The following is a 14,477-nucleotide window of genomic DNA, read 5'->3' as shown; positions in this document are numbered from 1 at the left end:
ATCGTCGAGATCGGCAAGCAGCTGCTCATCACCCGCGGAGCCCTGACCACCTTCTCGATCGCCAACGACGTCGCGAAGTACTTCGCGATCATCCCGGCCATGTTCGCGACGGTCTACCCGGGCCTGGACAGGCTCAACATCATGCGACTGCACAGCCCGACCTCGGCGATCGCCTCCGCGATCGTCTTCAACGCACTGATCATCATCGCCCTGATCCCGCTGGCGCTGCGCGGCGTGCGCTACCGGCCGTCCTCCGCGGCGACACTGCTCAGCCGCAACATCTGGATGTACGGGCTCGGCGGGCTGGTACTGCCCTTCGTGGGCATCAAACTGCTCGATCTCTGCATCCAGTTCATCCCCGGCCTGCGCTGACAGGCGGCCCGACGAGAGAAGAAGGCGATCCCAGGGTGCGCACCCACCTTCCCCCCGTACTCCAGCACCATCTGACCGCCCTGCGGATACTGCTGGTCCTCACCGCGATCACCGGCATCGCCTATCCGCTGCTCGTCACCGGCATCTCCCAGGCAGCTCTCTCCCACCAGGCCAACGGCTCCCTGCTGACGACGAACGGGACGCCGGTGGCCTCCAGCCTCATCGGCCAGAACTTCTCCCTGCCGAGGAAGAATCCTCGGGACGGGACGGAGACGCCGCGCCCCGACCCCAAGTGGTTCCAGCCGCGCCCGTCCGCCGGCGGCTACGACCCCACGGTCTCCGGTGCCTCCAATCTGGGCCCGAACAACACCGACCTGATCAGGACCGTCAAGGACCGCCGCGCCGCCGTCGCCGCCTTCGACGGCGTCCGGCCCGCGTCCGTCCCCGCGGACGCCGTCACCGCCAGCGGCTCCGGACTCGACCCGGCGATCTCCCCGGCATACGCCTACGAACAGGTGGACCGCGTCGCGAAGGCCCGCCGCCTCGCCCCCACCGAGGTCAAGGCACTGGTCGCCCGGCACGTCCAGGGACGTGTTCTCGGGTTTCTGGGGCAGGAACGCGTCAATGTCATCGAGCTCAACCACGATCTGGCCAGGCTGACGTGACCGGAACCGGGGGAGCGGCTCACGAGGAATCGGCCCCACTGCACCCGCTCCTCCGGTCCGTGACGGAGGACGCCAGGGCGATGGAGGTCGTCCCACCCGTTCCCGCCACCGGGCGACGCCTGTTCGATCACGGTGACGACGTGCTTGTTCCCTACGATCGGGTCGACCCGCGAGACGTCGTCGTCCCGGCCGCGTCGAGCTCCGCCCCGACCTGGTCGGCCAGGGTCACCGCGACCAGACGCGCGGCGAGTGGCGGCGCCGCTCCGGGGGCGGGCCGAAGCATGAACCGGCCGTGGAAGCGTCCATGGTGGAAGACCCGCAGTTCCAGCTCCTCGCGGGGCAGGCCGTCGCGATCCGCGTCCCAGCACCGGTCGCCCCAGGCGATGCTGCCGTCCTCCTCCAGACGGGGCGGGCGTCCCATGAGGATGCCGTACTCGAAGCGGCAGCCACTCAGCCCGAGCAGTCCCACGAGCTGACGGCACACATGGTCGATCACGGTGTGCGGCCCGGTGCTGGTCCCGGCCAGCCGGGCGGTGTGGTGGATCTGCGCCAGGTAGTCGTCGTCGGTGAGGGCGATCATTTTCAGTTCCCGGCCACGGGCCGCCAGCCCGGAAACAGCGATGCCGACGACGAGGAGCAGTACAGCGGTGATGACGGCGGCGGGTTTGACGACGCCGAACTGCCCGTAGGGGCGGGAGAGGAGAAGGTCGAACCACACCACTGCGGACAGGGCTGTGAGCACACCGGCCGGACGGTGTCCCAGGGCGGCCACGGCGACCACGGCGACGACGAGTACCAGGACCGTGTTGGTGTCGGACAGGCCGGCCCGGAAGGGCACCAGTACGGCGCACACGGCCGGCGGCAGCGCGAACGCGGCCCCGACAGCCACCTGTCCCCTGGTGAGGTACCGAAGCATGAGCCCCACCTCCCTCTCAGGTGTAACCGGGACGGACGCTCCCGCGTGTTCGATCTCGTCCGGTCTTGACGGGGTCTTGATGACGCGGGCGTTGCCCGGGTTGCCGGTGGCCCGGGGCGATGTACCCGCCTCTGCGAGTCCGGTGGCGGGCAGAACCTGGTTCTTCGGACCTCCACGTGTCAGGGCCACCGGACCGGGCGGCGGGTGGCCGGGGTGCGGAAGCACGCGGGCGGTACGCGCGGAACCCGGCCATGGCCACGTATCCGCCACCGGACGTCAAGAAGCCGACAGAAATCCCCCGGGCTGCTCGCGACGGCAGGCGATCCACAGGATCGTTGCACCGTGACCACCGATTGGTTCCCTGACCGCAGGATGCGCCGCAACGTACGCGCACTCGGGACGGCGGGTCTGACCGTCATCGTCGTCGGCGCTGTGATCGAAGCCCAGTGGCTCCTCGGTATCGGCGTATGGGCGCTGATCATTGCCATACTGATCGAGCTCATCTACCGGCCCTAGCCGCGCGCTCCCCGGCCGGCGTGGTTCCCTCGGTCAAAGTTCTGACGGTCCGTCGGCGGGTGACCTCGACGACTCCGCGATCCCCGACAGAGCCGCGCTCGTGCGAGACGGCTACCGCAGGCCGAGGGCGGCGGACTGCTCGGCCGGGCCGTCCAGGAGCCGGAACCGCAGGCGGCAGATGACCGCGTTCGTCTCGTGTCGGACAGCGTGGGCGACAACCGCACCACGCTGGTTCTGCAGCAGCCGCTGCCACAGACGGGCCGGTTCGACCTCGGGGATGAGCACGGTGATCCGGATGCCCGGATCGGTGGACGCCATCTTCCGTACATACGCGGCGACCGGGCGGCCGACCGTGCGGCGGTCGGAGACGATCCGGACCAGGGGGACACCCGGATTCCACAGCGCCCAGTCCCGCTCCAGCGCCTCGGTCTGCTCGCGGTCCTCGGGGTCCAAGTGGCAGACCGTCACCGCGTGGACCTCGTCGCCGAGGGACGCGGCCGCGGTGAGGGCCTCGCTGGTGAGCCGGGTGAGGGAGGAGACCGGAACCACGATCAGCGAACGGTCGCGGTGCGGGGGCTCCGGAATACGGCCGACGCCCAACCGTTCGCCGATCCTGGTGTAGGCGCGGTGGACGGACTCGAAGCCGGCCACCAGCAGGGGCAGGGTGACGACGATCAGCCAGGCGCCGTCGTGGAACTTGGTGGCCGTGACGACGATCGCGCTGACGCCTGTCAGGAGCGCGCCCACACCGTTCAGCAGGGCCTTGCCTCCGCATCTGCCGCCGCGGACGGCGCGCCAATGGATGACCATGCCGGTCTGGGCGATGGTGAAGCCGACGAACACACCGATCGCGAACAGCGGGACGAGGGTGTTGGTGTCGCCCCCGGAGAAGACCAGGAGCGTGGCGGACACGGCCGCGAGCGTCAGGACGCCGTGGCGGTGGACCTGCCGGTCGGCCTTGAGCCCGAAGACATGCGGCAGGTAGTTGTCGCGGGCCAGCAGCTTGAGCAGCACCGGCAGACCGCCGAACGACGTGTTCGCGGACAGGGCCAGGAGCACCATCGTGGCGAACTGCACGATGTAGAAGGCGAGATTGTGCCCGAAGGACGCGTCCGCGAGCTGCGCCAGTACGGTCACGCCTTCGACCGGCTGCAACCCGAACCGGGAGATCAGCACGGACAGGCCGATCAGCATCAGGCCGAGCAGTGCGCCGAGGGCCACCTCGGCACGCTGTGCGCGGCGGGCGGCCGGGGCACGGAACGACGGCACGGCGTTGGCAATGGCCTCGACACCGGTGAGCGCCGAACAGCCCGAGGCGAAGGCTTTGAGGAGGAGCAACGCACCGACCGCGGTGCCGTTACTGCCGAGTACGGACGCATGACCGGCGGCCGCTTCCGTACTCAGCGGGGCGTCGCGGAACAGGCCGACCACGATGAGAACGAAGATCGCCCCGACGAACACCGTCGTCGGAGCGATGAACGCACGCGCCGAGTCCACGATCCCCCGCAGATTCACGGCGGTGATCACGATCAGCACCGCGAGGCACAGCCACAGGCGATTGCCGTACAGCTCCGGGAACGCGGAGGTCAGCGCCGCCACGCCCGCGGTCACGGCGACGGCCACGTTCAGGACGTAGTCCAGAACCAGGGACGCAGCGGCGACCAGGCTGGTGCGGCGGCCCAGATGTGCCTTGGCCACCGCGTAACTTCCTCCGCCGTCCGGGAACGCCGCGATGACCTGCCGGTACGAGGCAACGAGTACCGCCAGCAGCAGGGCGATCGACACGGTGACGGGGAGCGTGAAACCGAGCCCGTGACCCCCCGCGGCCGCCAGCACGAGGACGATGGCCTCCGGCCCGTACGCCACCGACGCCATCGCGTCGAGCGACAGGGCGGCCAGCCCCGTGACGGTCGTGAGCTTATGGCGGGCCCCTTCGTCAGGGGGCGCCTTTGCGCTCGGCGCTGCGCTGGACTCTGAGCTGAGAACGGACATGGGGTGGGAGCTCCTCCGTACACGGGTTCGCTCAGAATGCGCCTGTTCCCGACCGGTCGGGTCGGGCGCTGACGCGTTCTTGGTACTACCTGCCGGTCTCTTCCCGAGTTCTTGACGGCGCTGGTCAGGACGGCGTCGAAGCTGCCTCGAACCGCATCAGTGATCCGCCGACGCGCCCGAGGCGGTCGGCCGGGCGCTCCGGCGTCCGCGGCACGGGACGACGTGGCGCTCGATGGCGAGCCCCTGGGGCGAGCGCGTCGGACGACGGCCGAACCTGCGGCCCGCAATCGTCAGAGGGCCGTTCACGTCTCTACCACCCAGTCCGGGTGAAGGCGGTCCTCACGGTCGTACCAGAAGGGGGCCATGGCCTGCCCGGCCGCCTGCTTCAGCCCGTCGGGGCCGACGGACGGCAGGCAGATGGTGATGCGCTGTCTGCCCACGGTGTCCCCTCCTGCGGTCCGGTCCGTGCTGGCTTCACGGTCGGACGGCGTGTGGTGCGGATGTGCGACCCACCTTGGCGGGCCGCGCCGGTCAAATGGCCGACAGGCGCGCAGGGGACGAGTGGGCTCGTCCGTCGGCGTGGGCTCGGGCGTGGTCCTCGTCGCCGACGTCGGCCTTCCGGCTTCGACAAGGAGCGATACAAGGCTCGCAACTCCGTGGAGCGGGCCGTGAACAAGTCACAGCGGTTCAGCGCTGTGGCCACGCGTCACGACAAGAGCGGTTACGTCAATCTGGTTGGGAACCGTCGCCGTTGCGGCACTTCTGATCCGGCTCCGCCGCTGACCCGGGCCATCCTCTACCCGAACTCGGCGGTGACCACCATGGGCCTGTCGGCATCGGCCTCTGCGAGAAGGGCTCCGCCCGGGGCCCACAATGCGGAGCGACCACAGCCGGTCCATGCGCCGGCCGGGCCAACATGGTTGGCCACGACGACATGCAGATCGAAGTCCTTGGCGATGCCCGGATACACCGTCGCCAGCTCTTCGCTGCCGCCGCCCGTGCCATACAGCGAGCTGGCCAGATGCACGTCGCACCCATCGGCGGCGCCACGGGAGACCAGGTCGGTGAAGTGGTTGTCGAAGCACGTGGCCAGAGCGAAACGAAGCCCTCCGAGCTCAAATCGCCCGTCGTGCCTCCCTGCTACGAACACGTCCTGCTCGTGCTCGAACAGATACTGCTTGCGATACGTAGTGATCAGTTCGCCGTCGGCCCCGAAGACCAGCGTCCCGATGGCAGGCCGCTCCTCGTCGGTGATCACAGGACAGTTGACGACGCTGGCGACACCACCCGCCCGGATCGCGTCCAGCCGCGCGTCGTCCGCCCGCAACCAAAGGTCACGACGGGTGAGTACGGCTTCGAGCTCGTACCCGGTCAGCGCCAGCTCGGGAAACACCACGACCTCGGCACCCTGCATACGTGCCTCAGTGATCAGAGCAGTCATTTGCTCCACGTTCGCGGACACATCAGCAGGAACACAGGTGAACTGGGCGGCCGCGATCCTCATGGAACCCAGCATGCCAGGCCGCCGGACCGCCACCGCCCGGGGGGCCGCCGACCGACACATGACCGAGGCGCCGGGCTTTGTCGCGCGCGGTGGCCGAGGGCCAGTACTGCCGGCGATGTCCAGCGGGCTGTGAAGCCGTGTTCCTCCTCCGATTGCGGTACCCGGAAGCGGGCTGAGCCAGGGACTTCTCAGGGACCTTCAGCTCTGTCGGAGGGACATTCGCGGGACGGTCCGGCGTGCGAACCGGTAGGCCCGTGACGGAGTTGGAAGCGGAGAATCGACTGGCCGGACTCCTCGGGCTGTCACCGGCCCGCCGTCACGCCGCCCCTCACGTCCGCCGCCCCTTGTAGTTGATCTTCATCGTGTCCATGTCCGTCACCGTGGACCGCAGCGCGCCGTGACCGTATCCCCGCTCGTCCAGATAGGTCTCCGCGCGGTCCTCGGCGATCGCACCGGCCATCTCCTCGCCGTCGTCGGCGTCGGAGACGACCACGTACCGGAAGCTGAAGTGCTTGAGCACACGGTCGTACGCGAGCGAGCCCTCCTCGGTGAACTCCATCGCGCTCAGGCCGTGCGCGTCCACCTCGGACAGCAGCCGGGCGCGGGCACCGTCCGTCAGACCGTCCCAGGTGCCGCGCACGATGACTCGGTAGGTGTGCTGCGTGCTCATCGTGTTCTGCTCCGTGTTCCGTCCGTGCGTGCCGCATCGGACACCGCTGATGAGGTTTCGGGGCCAAGGCTACGGCGGTGCGGACACGGCGCATCCGAATTTTCCGGCTCCTTCGTGGTCTTTGCCGAAGTCTGACGGCGACGGCCCTGGCCCGGGCGTTGTCCAGCGTGTTCCATGGTCATCGGGGGCGCCCGGACCTGCGGCGGCCCGTGCGAGGGAGTGAGGTTGTTTTGGCCACGACCGTACGACGTGCCGTACTGACTCTGCCCGCCGCGCCGCTGGGCCCGGAGAATCCGCTGCCCGCGCTGCGGCCGCTCGACGAGATGCATGTGATCGAGGAACGCGACCGGGCCGCACTGCCACGTGACATGGCACGCCAGATCGGCTACCGGCCGCTGACCACCGTGCTGCCGGTGCGTGTCCTCGACGGTTACGGGCGCGAGCGCACTCCCGCCGGACTCGACGCGATCGTCATCGAGAACGACCGGCTGCGGGCCACCGTCCTGCCCGGGCTCGGCGGCCGCATCCACTCCCTCCATCACAAGCCGACCGGCCGCGAACTCCTCTACCGCAACCCCGTTCTGCAACCCGCCGACTTCGCGCTCAACGGGGCCTGGTTCTCCGGCGGCATCGAGTGGAACATCGGCGCCACCGGCCACACCACACTGTCCTGCGCCCCACTCCACGCGGCCCGCGTCCCCGCGCCCGACGGGGGCGAGATGGTCCGCCTCTGGGAGTGGGAGCGGCTGCGCGACCTGCCGTTCCAGGTCGACCTGTGGCTGCCCGAGGACTCCGAATTCCTGCACGTCGGCGTGCGGATCCGCAATCCGCACGAGCACACCGCGCCCGTGTACTGGTGGTCCAACATCGCCGTGCCCGAGGGCGAACGCACCCGCGTCCTGGCCCCCGCGGACGAGGCTTGGCACTTCGGGTACGAACGGACCCTGACCCGGGTCCCGGTCCCCGTGTCCGGCTCCGTCGACCGTACGTACCCGCTGCGCGGCGACTTCCCCGCCGACTACTTCTACGAGGTGCCCGACGGCGCCCGCCGCTGGATAGCCTCGCTCGACGAGGACGGCCACGGGCTCGTCCAGACCTCGACCGATCTGCTGCGCGGGCGCAAGCTGTTCCTCTGGGGCGGCGGCGCGGGCGGGCGGCGCTGGCAGGAGTGGCTCACCGAGCCCGGCACCGTCGGGTACGCCGAGATCCAGGCCGGACTCGCCCGCACCCAGCTGGAGCACGTCCCCCTCGAACCGGGTGCCGAGTTCAGCTGGCTGGAGTCGTACGGGCCGCTGTCCGCCGATCCTCTGGCCGTGCACGGCGAGGACTGGGCGGCGGCCCGCGCCGAGACCGAGCAACGGCTCGCCGAGGCGCTGCCGCGCACCGAGGTCGAGGCTGCCTACGCCGCGTGGCGGCCCTGCGCCGACACCGAACCCGGTGAGCCGCTCGCCACCGGCTCGGGCTGGGGCGCGCTGGAGGTCCGGCGGGGCAAGTACGAGCTTCCCGGCACCCCGTTCGCCGACTCGACCCTCGGTGAACAGCAGCGGCCCTGGCTGGAGTTGCTGGACCAGGGCACCTTCCCCGAACCACGCCGGGCCGCCCCGCCCGGCCCCTCACTGGTTTCTCCGCACTGGCGCGACATGCTGGAGACGGCATCCGCCGAACCCCTCACCGAGTACCACCTGGGCGTCGCCCAGTGGCATGCCGGTGACCGCGCCCAGGCGGTCCGCAGCTGGGAGCGGGGACTGGGGGCCGCCCCGTCCCGCTGGCCGCTGCTGCGGTGTCTCGCCGTCGCCGCCGAGGAGGGCCGTCAGCGGGACCGGGCCGCCGACCTCTACACCGAGGCCTTCGAGGACCTGTGCGCGGAACGCCGCGACGACGGCGAGGAGTGGACGGCGGCCACGGCGGCGCTGGGCCGGGAGGCGATGGAGGCGCTGCTGACGGCCGGGCGTCCCGCGGCGGTCCGGGCCGTATGGGCCGCCCTGTCTCTGGCGGTGCGGCAGCGCGGCCGCTTCCGTCTGCTGGAGGCCCGGCTGCTGATCGCCGAGGGCGACCGGGCCGCCGCCCGTGCCGTCTTCGACGAGGGCTTCGAGGTCGCGGACCTGCGCGAGGGCGCGGAGATCCTGGACGAGGTATGGGCCCGGCTCACGGACGAGCCGCTGCCCGACAGGTACAACTACCGCATGCGCCCCAGGAGCTGACGGACCGGCGCCGACGCCCTCCCGGCCCTGGTCCGCCGGGCGGGCCCTCGCCCGCCGCTCGGGCCTTCACGGGCCGGACGGCAGGCTCCGGTCGACGTACTCGAAGACCGAGCCGTCCGGGTGTACGGCGATCAGATTGCGGCCGACCGGCGTCGGTACCGGACCCGCCAGGATCCGGGCACCGACGCGGGTGAGGGCGGAGTGCGCGTCGTCGACGTCCTTGACCGCGATCGTCGCCGTCACCTTGCGCAGGATCTCCAGCTCCGACTCCGGGCCGCTCATCAGCAGGAAGCAGCTGATCGCGGCGACCGAGACCCCGCCGCGCTCGAAACGGAGCGCGGAACTGCCCGTGAGGTCCTCGTAGAAGGCCACCGCGGCCTCCAGGTCGTCGACGCAGATGCGGAGCGTGGTTCCCAGAATGTCCATGCGTACAAGGGTAGTTGGCGACGCATCGGCGCGTGATCGATTCGGGGGAGGGGCGGCGCGCTCAGGCCCGGCAGAGCACCTCGCCGTGCGGGACCATGAACCAGGCGTCGTCCCGCGTGGCCCAGTCGCGCCAGGCGGCCGCGATCTCCGCCAGTTCCTCGCCGCTCGCACGGCCGCTGGTGACGGCCATCTCCGCGTACGCCGAGCCGACCGTGCGGTCCGCCCACATGCCGCCCCACCACGCCCTGCTCTCCGGGGTGGCGAAACACCAGTTGGCGGCGGTCGGGGTGATGTCGGTGAAGCCGGCCCGGCGGGCCCAGGAGAGCAGCCGGCGGCCCGCGTCCGGCTCGCCGCCGTTGGCGCGGGCGACCCGGCGGTACAGGCCCAGCCAGTCGTCCAGGCCGGGAACCTGCGGGTACCAGGCCATCGCCGCGTAGTCGCTGTCGCGGGCCGCGACGACACCGCCGGGGCGGCAGACGCGCCGCATCTCGCGCAGCGCCTGCACCGGGTCGCCCACGTGCTGGAGCACCTGGTGGGCGTGGACGACATCGAAGGAGTCGTCGGGAAAGTCCAGCGCGTGCACATCGGCGACGGCGAACTCGACGTTCTGCAGGCCGCGTTCGGCCGCCACCCCGGCGGCCCGGGACAGGATCTCCTCGGTGGTGTCGACGGCGGTCACCCGGCCGGGAGCGACCAGAGCGGCCAGATCCGCGGTGATGGTGCCCGGCCCGCAGCCGACGTCCAGCACGGCCAGGCCGGGGCGGAGCTCGTCGATCAGATACGCCGCGGAGTTGGCGGCGGTGCGCCAGCGGTGCGAGCGCAGCACCGACTCGTGGTGGCCGTGGGTGTAGACGGCGGTCTCCTTCGGCATGGCCGTGGATCCTTCCTCGGGGCGCGGAGCCCGAACGCGGTCCGCGCGAAGGGCTGATCGTCGGTGACACCGTACGCACCCATGTCGAATATTGAGATATGCGTCTTGTGATGTGGACTCGCCGGTCGATGGCCGGTGGTCGGTGCACCGGACGGCGGTCCGGCCGATCGGCATGCGCAGGGCGGCCGACTCGGCGTCGGCCGCCCTGGCCGGCCCGTCCGGGCGTGGCCGATTCCCCGGGTGCTGCGTCACACCGGCATGGGGCAGTACACCGTCAGTGCCTCCGGAAGCTTGTCGATCAACAACTCGTCCCGGCCATAGGCGACTTCACCGTCGAATGCGTAGGGAGTACCGGGCGTCAGGCCGGTGATCCGCACCCGGTGGCGCCGTTGTGCCGCGTGGACGGGCGAGCGGGTGAGCGGACCCGCGACAGCCGCGGCGAGCAGGCGCAGCCCCGGCGCACGGCCGCCGTGCACCACCCGGACATCCAACAGGCCGTCCGCGAGGTTGTGCCGACGGCCCGGTGCCGGACCCACGCGCTGGAACATCCCATTGCCCACGAACAGCAGCCACAGGGGGCGGCGCCGCCCCTCCAGCTCTGCCTCCAGCGGACGATCCCCGCGCAGCACCTTCCCGGCCGCGAGCACGCCCGCCGGCCAGCCTCCGACCTTGGGGGCCCAGCGCTCACGGGCCCGTACCAATTCGGGATAGACGCCCATGCTGAACGCGTTGAGGAAGTAGCCGTGGGCGCCGCCGGGCCCCTCGGGACCGGGACGGAAGCGGCCGAGGTCGACCCGGACCGCATCGCCGGCGAGCAGCGCCGTACAGGTGTCGTCCACGGTCTCGATGCCCAGATCGTAGGCGAAGTGATTCAGTGTTCCGCCCGGAAACACCGCCAGCGGCACGCCGTGCAGGGCGGCGACGGCCGCGGCCCGGTTGACGGTGCCGTCCCCGCCGCACACCCCCAGGGCCCTGCACCGGCCCGCCGCCTTCTCCATTTCGGCGGAGAGCTCATCGGGGGCGCACTCCACCACCTCGGCATCCGGCAGCGCACTGCGCACCAGCGAGGCCGTCGCCGCCGCGGTGCCCGACTCCTGGTTGACCACGACCACCAGATCCTTGCCGGTCGGCAGCGCGGGCGCGTGACCGGGAGGGCGGCCCGGCGCCGGCAGCTGTCCACGGGTCGGTACGACACCGCGCAGTGCCAGCGCGGCGCCCACACCGAGCACCGCACCGGCCAGCACATCACTCGGATAGTGGACTCCGGTATAGACGCGGGACGCGGCGACGGAAACGGCCAGCGGCGCCACGACCGCTCCCCAGCCCTTCGATTCGAGGGCGACGCCCGTGGCGAACGCCGCGGCCGACGCGGCGTGTCCGGAGGGGAAGGACGTGGTGAACGGCTGACGCGCGAGCCGCCGTACCACCGGCACGGCGTCCAGCAGCGGGCGCTGTCTGCGCACCGCGCTCTTGCCGAGGATGTTGGTCACGGCCGAAGCCACGCCCAGTGAGGCGATCCCGCGCAGGGCGGCCCGCCGTGCCCGCGCATTGCCGCCCAGCGCCGCCAGTCCGGCCGCGGCGCCCAGCCACAGGAGTCCGTGATCGGCGCTGCGGCTCAGCCGTGGCAGTACCGGCCGGGCGCCCGGCCAGTTCCGACGGGCCAGGCCCCGGAACACTGCGAGATCGCGGTGGTGCAGCACATCGCGGAGCGCGGTGGACGACGGGACGGTGAACGGGATGCGGGAGGCGGAGAACGGTGCGGACATGGGACAGCGCATACCCCGCCCGGCCGCGCCGAACCAGGAGGCGCGCGCCGCGCGGCCGGACCGGGTGCGCGGGACCTCTCGCGGATCGGTCCGCGTGCCCGCCCGTCGAGGTCCTCGCCGATGTCGGCCGGCGGACCGGGTCGCCCGGCCGAAGGCCCTGCCCGCTGTCCGTGCCCCCGGCTTCGCACGGCCGCTGTGCCGACGCCGGGGTCGCACGTCTACGCTGAGTGCGTGATTCCGGTGATCCGCCGGACCGAGGAACACGAGAGGGAGCCGGTGGGCCTCGCGGCCCAGGGTGCCGATGGGCTCTCCGGTCGGCTCGGACACCACGAGGGGCTGGACGATGAGTGGCACAGGCCTGGACGTGGCCGTACCCGAACAGGCCGAGCTCGGTGAGGGCCCCACCTGGGACCCGGCCACCGGCCGGCTGATCTGGGTCGACATCGTCTCCGCGCGCGTGCACACCTACGACCCGGTGAGCGGCCGCCGTACGGTGATGGCGACCGAACAGCACGTCGGTGCGGCCAAGCCGCGCGTCGGCGGCGGGCTCGTGGTCAATCTGCGCGACGGCATCGGCCTGTACGACCCCGACGGCGCCTTCCGCTGGCTCGTCCACGACCCGGTGCCGGGACGGCGCGGCAACGACGCGGCGGTCGCACCGGACGGGGCGCTGTGGGCGGGCACCATGCGCTACGACGGGGCGGCGGACGGAGGCGGCCTCACCCGCATCGCGGCCGACGGGGCGGTGACCCCGGTGCTGCCCGTCGCGGCGTGCGCCAACGGCATCGGGTGGAGCCCGGACCGGCGGCTGATGTACTTCATCGACACGCCCACCCGCCGTATCGACGTCTTCGACTCCGACGGCGAGCACGCCGTGAACCGGCGCCCGTTCGCCACCGTCGAGGAGGGGGCGGGGTTCCCCGACGGGCTGACGGTCGACGCCGAGGGGGCCGTCTGGGTCGCCCTGTGGGACGGTGCGGCTGTGCGCCGGTACACACCCGACGGAGCCCTGGACCGGGTCGTCGCACTGCCGGTGCGACGCCCGACCGCCTGCGCCTTCGGCGGCGCCGGCCTGCGCGACCTCTACATCTCGTCGGCCCGCACGGGGCTCGCAGCCCCGCACCCGCTCTCCGGTTCGCTGCTGGTGCTGCCGGACGCGGGGCGCGGAATGCCCCAGGCGGCCTTCGCGGGCTGATCCCGCCTCACCCGCCGCCCCGTCGGCGGGCGCGGCCGGCCGATCCCTCGTATAAAGGGCCCTGAGTGCGTGACGGCGCGACAGGGTGACGGGGCGGCGGCGAAGGAGGCCCGGATGGCGCGGCAGCGGACCGAGCGGACCGGACGGGGCTCCCTGCGTGAGGACCGGGGCCCCGTCCGGTACGGGCCGCCCGCCCCCGACGCCGGTCTGCCCGTGCTGCCGGAGCTGGCCGAGGTGCTCGCCTCGGCCGCGGGCCGCGGCGAACCCGAACCGACCGGTGGCGGCGACACCCTGCGCGAGGCCGCGACCGCCTACTGGGAGCGGCGCGGACTGCACGGAGGCCCGGAGCGCGTGGCCGCGGCCCCGGGCGCCTCGCCGCTCCTGCTCGCACTGATCGCCGCGCACGGCGGCGACGTGCTCATGCCGCGCCCCTGCACCGCCACCTGGATCCCGCAGGCCCGGCTGCTGGGCAGACCCGCCTACCATGTGCCGACTCCGGCCGAGTGCGGTGGCGTCCCCGATCCGTACGCGCTCCTGGAGACCGTGCGAAGGGTGCGCGCCGAGGGCGGCAGGCCCCGGCTGCTGCTGATCTCCGTCGTCGACGACCCGACCGCCACCGTCGCACCGCCGGAGCTGGTGCGCGAGGCCTGCGAGGCGGCGGTCGCCGAGGGGCTGCACGTCATCAGCGACGAGACCTGGCGCGACACCCTGCACCGGCCGCACGACACGGTCCTGCTCAGCCCGGCCGAGATGTGCCCCGACGACGTCACGGTCGTCTGCGATCTCGCCGGGGCGCTGACCCCGTCCGCCTGGCCGGTCGCGGTCGCCCGGTTCCCGGACACCGCACGGGCGGCGGCGCGCCACGCCCGTACGCTCGACATCCTCACCGCGCTCGGGGCGCTCGTCGCGGGGCCGGTCGCCCGGGCCGCCGCCCACGCGCTGCGCGAACCGGGCGCCGTGACGGACCGGGTCCGCCGGGCCGCCGCGCTCCAGGCGCGGGTCGCCGCCGCGGCCCACCGCGCGGTCCTGGCGTCGGGCGCGCTGGCCAGGCCCCCGCAGGCGGGCCGCCACCTCTACGCCGATCTCGGCCCGCTCAGATCCCGGCTGGCGAGCCGGGGGGTCACGGACTCGCTGGAGCTGGAGGAGTACCTGACGGAACGTCTGGGCGCCCCGACGCCGGGCGGGCACCGGTTCGGCGACGAACTGGGGGCGCTGCGCGTACGGCTGGGCACCGGGACACTGCTCGGCTCGACCCCGGAGCAGCAGCTGGAGTCCCTCACCGCTGTGGATCCCCTGGAATTGCCGCATGTGGCCGAAGCGCTGAGCATTTTCGGAACGGCACTCGACGAACTCCGATGAGGAACTGCGAGACGGGATTCTCTC

The 14,477-nt window shown here is 72.0% G+C and carries 13 protein-coding genes and 1 pseudogene; 6 read left to right on the top strand and 8 right to left on the bottom strand.

The genetic code is table 11. The features are described from left to right. Together AB0D53_RS37370 and kdpC are read left to right on the top strand one after the other, a co-directional pair. Positions 1-372: pseudogene (locus AB0D53_RS37370) on the top strand (potassium-transporting ATPase subunit B); the annotation flags it as partial. Positions 373-407: 35 nt separating this feature from the next. Beyond that, positions 408-1,037, top strand: a complete 630-nt coding sequence (gene kdpC, locus AB0D53_RS37365) for a potassium-transporting ATPase subunit KdpC (RefSeq protein WP_362453819.1) — start codon at positions 408-410, stop codon at positions 1,035-1,037. 151 nt (positions 1,038-1,188) lie between these two features. Here the strand turns inward: kdpC and AB0D53_RS37360 are convergent, their stop codons facing one another. Next, entirely contained in the window at positions 1,189-1,953 is a 765-nt protein-coding gene (locus AB0D53_RS37360) for a DUF4118 domain-containing protein (protein ID WP_362453818.1), read from the bottom strand. Between the two features lie 342 nt (positions 1,954-2,295). On the opposite strand from AB0D53_RS37360, the gene AB0D53_RS37355 reads away from it, so the two are divergent. After that, positions 2,296-2,469, top strand: coding sequence for a hypothetical protein (locus AB0D53_RS37355; RefSeq protein ID WP_362453817.1), 174 nt, complete (start codon positions 2,296-2,298; stop codon positions 2,467-2,469). Between the two features lie 111 nt (positions 2,470-2,580). Here AB0D53_RS37355 and AB0D53_RS37350 read toward each other — a convergent pair whose 3' ends face one another. From AB0D53_RS37350 to AB0D53_RS37335, 4 genes are all read right to left on the bottom strand, one after another. Continuing rightward, complete coding sequence (locus tag AB0D53_RS37350) at positions 2,581-4,461, bottom strand: APC family permease (protein WP_362453816.1); 1,881 nt, start codon at positions 4,459-4,461, stop codon at positions 2,581-2,583. Between the two features lie 302 nt (positions 4,462-4,763). Continuing rightward, positions 4,764-4,901, bottom strand: a complete 138-nt coding sequence (locus AB0D53_RS37345; protein WP_362453815.1) for a hypothetical protein — start codon at positions 4,899-4,901, stop codon at positions 4,764-4,766. 356 nt (positions 4,902-5,257) lie between these two features. Continuing rightward, on the bottom strand, positions 5,258-5,965 hold the full coding sequence (locus tag AB0D53_RS37340) for a carbon-nitrogen hydrolase family protein (protein ID WP_362453814.1): 708 nt from the start codon (positions 5,963-5,965) through the stop codon (positions 5,258-5,260). A gap of 328 nt (positions 5,966-6,293) precedes the next feature. Next, the gene (locus AB0D53_RS37335; protein WP_362453813.1) at positions 6,294-6,635 is read right to left on the bottom strand and encodes a DUF6204 family protein; all 342 of its coding nucleotides are present in this window, start codon (positions 6,633-6,635) and stop codon (positions 6,294-6,296) included. A 230-nt stretch (positions 6,636-6,865) separates the two neighbouring features. Between AB0D53_RS37335 and AB0D53_RS37330 the strand changes: the two genes are divergently transcribed. After that, positions 6,866-8,836 carry a DUF5107 domain-containing protein gene (locus AB0D53_RS37330; RefSeq protein ID WP_362453812.1) on the top strand — a complete coding sequence of 657 codons (1,971 nt, stop codon included), beginning with the start codon at positions 6,866-6,868 and terminating at the stop codon, positions 8,834-8,836. Positions 8,837-8,902: 66 nt separating this feature from the next. Here AB0D53_RS37330 and AB0D53_RS37325 read toward each other — a convergent pair whose 3' ends face one another. The 3 genes from AB0D53_RS37325 to AB0D53_RS37315 all read right to left on the bottom strand — a co-directional run bounded on the left by AB0D53_RS37325 (position 8,903) and on the right by AB0D53_RS37315 (position 11,899). After that, positions 8,903-9,262, bottom strand: coding sequence for a VOC family protein (locus AB0D53_RS37325; RefSeq protein WP_362453811.1), 360 nt, complete (start codon positions 9,260-9,262; stop codon positions 8,903-8,905). Positions 9,263-9,323: 61 nt separating this feature from the next. Continuing rightward, the gene (locus AB0D53_RS37320) at positions 9,324-10,133 is read right to left on the bottom strand and encodes a class I SAM-dependent methyltransferase (RefSeq protein WP_362453810.1); all 810 of its coding nucleotides are present in this window, start codon (positions 10,131-10,133) and stop codon (positions 9,324-9,326) included. Positions 10,134-10,381: 248 nt separating this feature from the next. Next, on the bottom strand, positions 10,382-11,899 hold the full coding sequence (locus tag AB0D53_RS37315; protein WP_362453809.1) for a phosphatase PAP2 family protein: 1,518 nt from the start codon (positions 11,897-11,899) through the stop codon (positions 10,382-10,384). 343 nt (positions 11,900-12,242) lie between these two features. Here AB0D53_RS37315 and AB0D53_RS37310 point away from each other — a divergent pair, with 343 nt between their 5' ends. Together AB0D53_RS37310 and AB0D53_RS37305 are read left to right on the top strand one after the other, a co-directional pair. Then, positions 12,243-13,094, top strand: coding sequence for an SMP-30/gluconolactonase/LRE family protein (locus AB0D53_RS37310; RefSeq protein WP_362453808.1), 852 nt, complete (start codon positions 12,243-12,245; stop codon positions 13,092-13,094). A gap of 114 nt (positions 13,095-13,208) precedes the next feature. Further along, entirely contained in the window at positions 13,209-14,453 is a 1,245-nt protein-coding gene (locus AB0D53_RS37305; RefSeq protein WP_362453822.1) for an aminotransferase class I/II-fold pyridoxal phosphate-dependent enzyme, read from the top strand. Positions 14,454-14,477: the final 24 nt, after the last annotated feature.

Origin of the sequence: Streptomyces sp. NPDC048295, from assembly GCF_040652135.1 — a bacterium.
Taxonomy (GTDB): domain Bacteria; phylum Actinomycetota; class Actinomycetes; order Streptomycetales; family Streptomycetaceae; genus Streptomyces.
This window is presented reverse-complemented; position numbering and strand designations above follow the sequence as displayed.

Coding starts and splice junctions, on each gene's coding strand:
- AB0D53_RS37315 (WP_362453809.1), bottom strand. CDS start 11,899: ATGTCCGCACCGTTCTCCGCCTCCCGCATCCCGTTCACCGTCCCGTCG.
- AB0D53_RS37335 (WP_362453813.1), bottom strand. CDS start 6,635: ATGAGCACGCAGCACACCTACCGAGTCATCGTGCGCGGCACCTGGGAC.
- AB0D53_RS37320 (WP_362453810.1), bottom strand. CDS start 10,133: ATGCCGAAGGAGACCGCCGTCTACACCCACGGCCACCACGAGTCGGTG.
- AB0D53_RS37305 (WP_362453822.1), top strand. CDS start 13,209: ATGGCGCGGCAGCGGACCGAGCGGACCGGACGGGGCTCCCTGCGTGAG.
- AB0D53_RS37340 (WP_362453814.1), bottom strand. CDS start 5,965: ATGAGGATCGCGGCCGCCCAGTTCACCTGTGTTCCTGCTGATGTGTCC.
- AB0D53_RS37350 (WP_362453816.1), bottom strand. CDS start 4,461: ATGTCCGTTCTCAGCTCAGAGTCCAGCGCAGCGCCGAGCGCAAAGGCG.
- AB0D53_RS37325 (WP_362453811.1), bottom strand. CDS start 9,262: ATGGACATTCTGGGAACCACGCTCCGCATCTGCGTCGACGACCTGGAG.
- AB0D53_RS37310 (WP_362453808.1), top strand. CDS start 12,243: ATGAGTGGCACAGGCCTGGACGTGGCCGTACCCGAACAGGCCGAGCTC.
- AB0D53_RS37360 (WP_362453818.1), bottom strand. CDS start 1,953: ATGCTTCGGTACCTCACCAGGGGACAGGTGGCTGTCGGGGCCGCGTTC.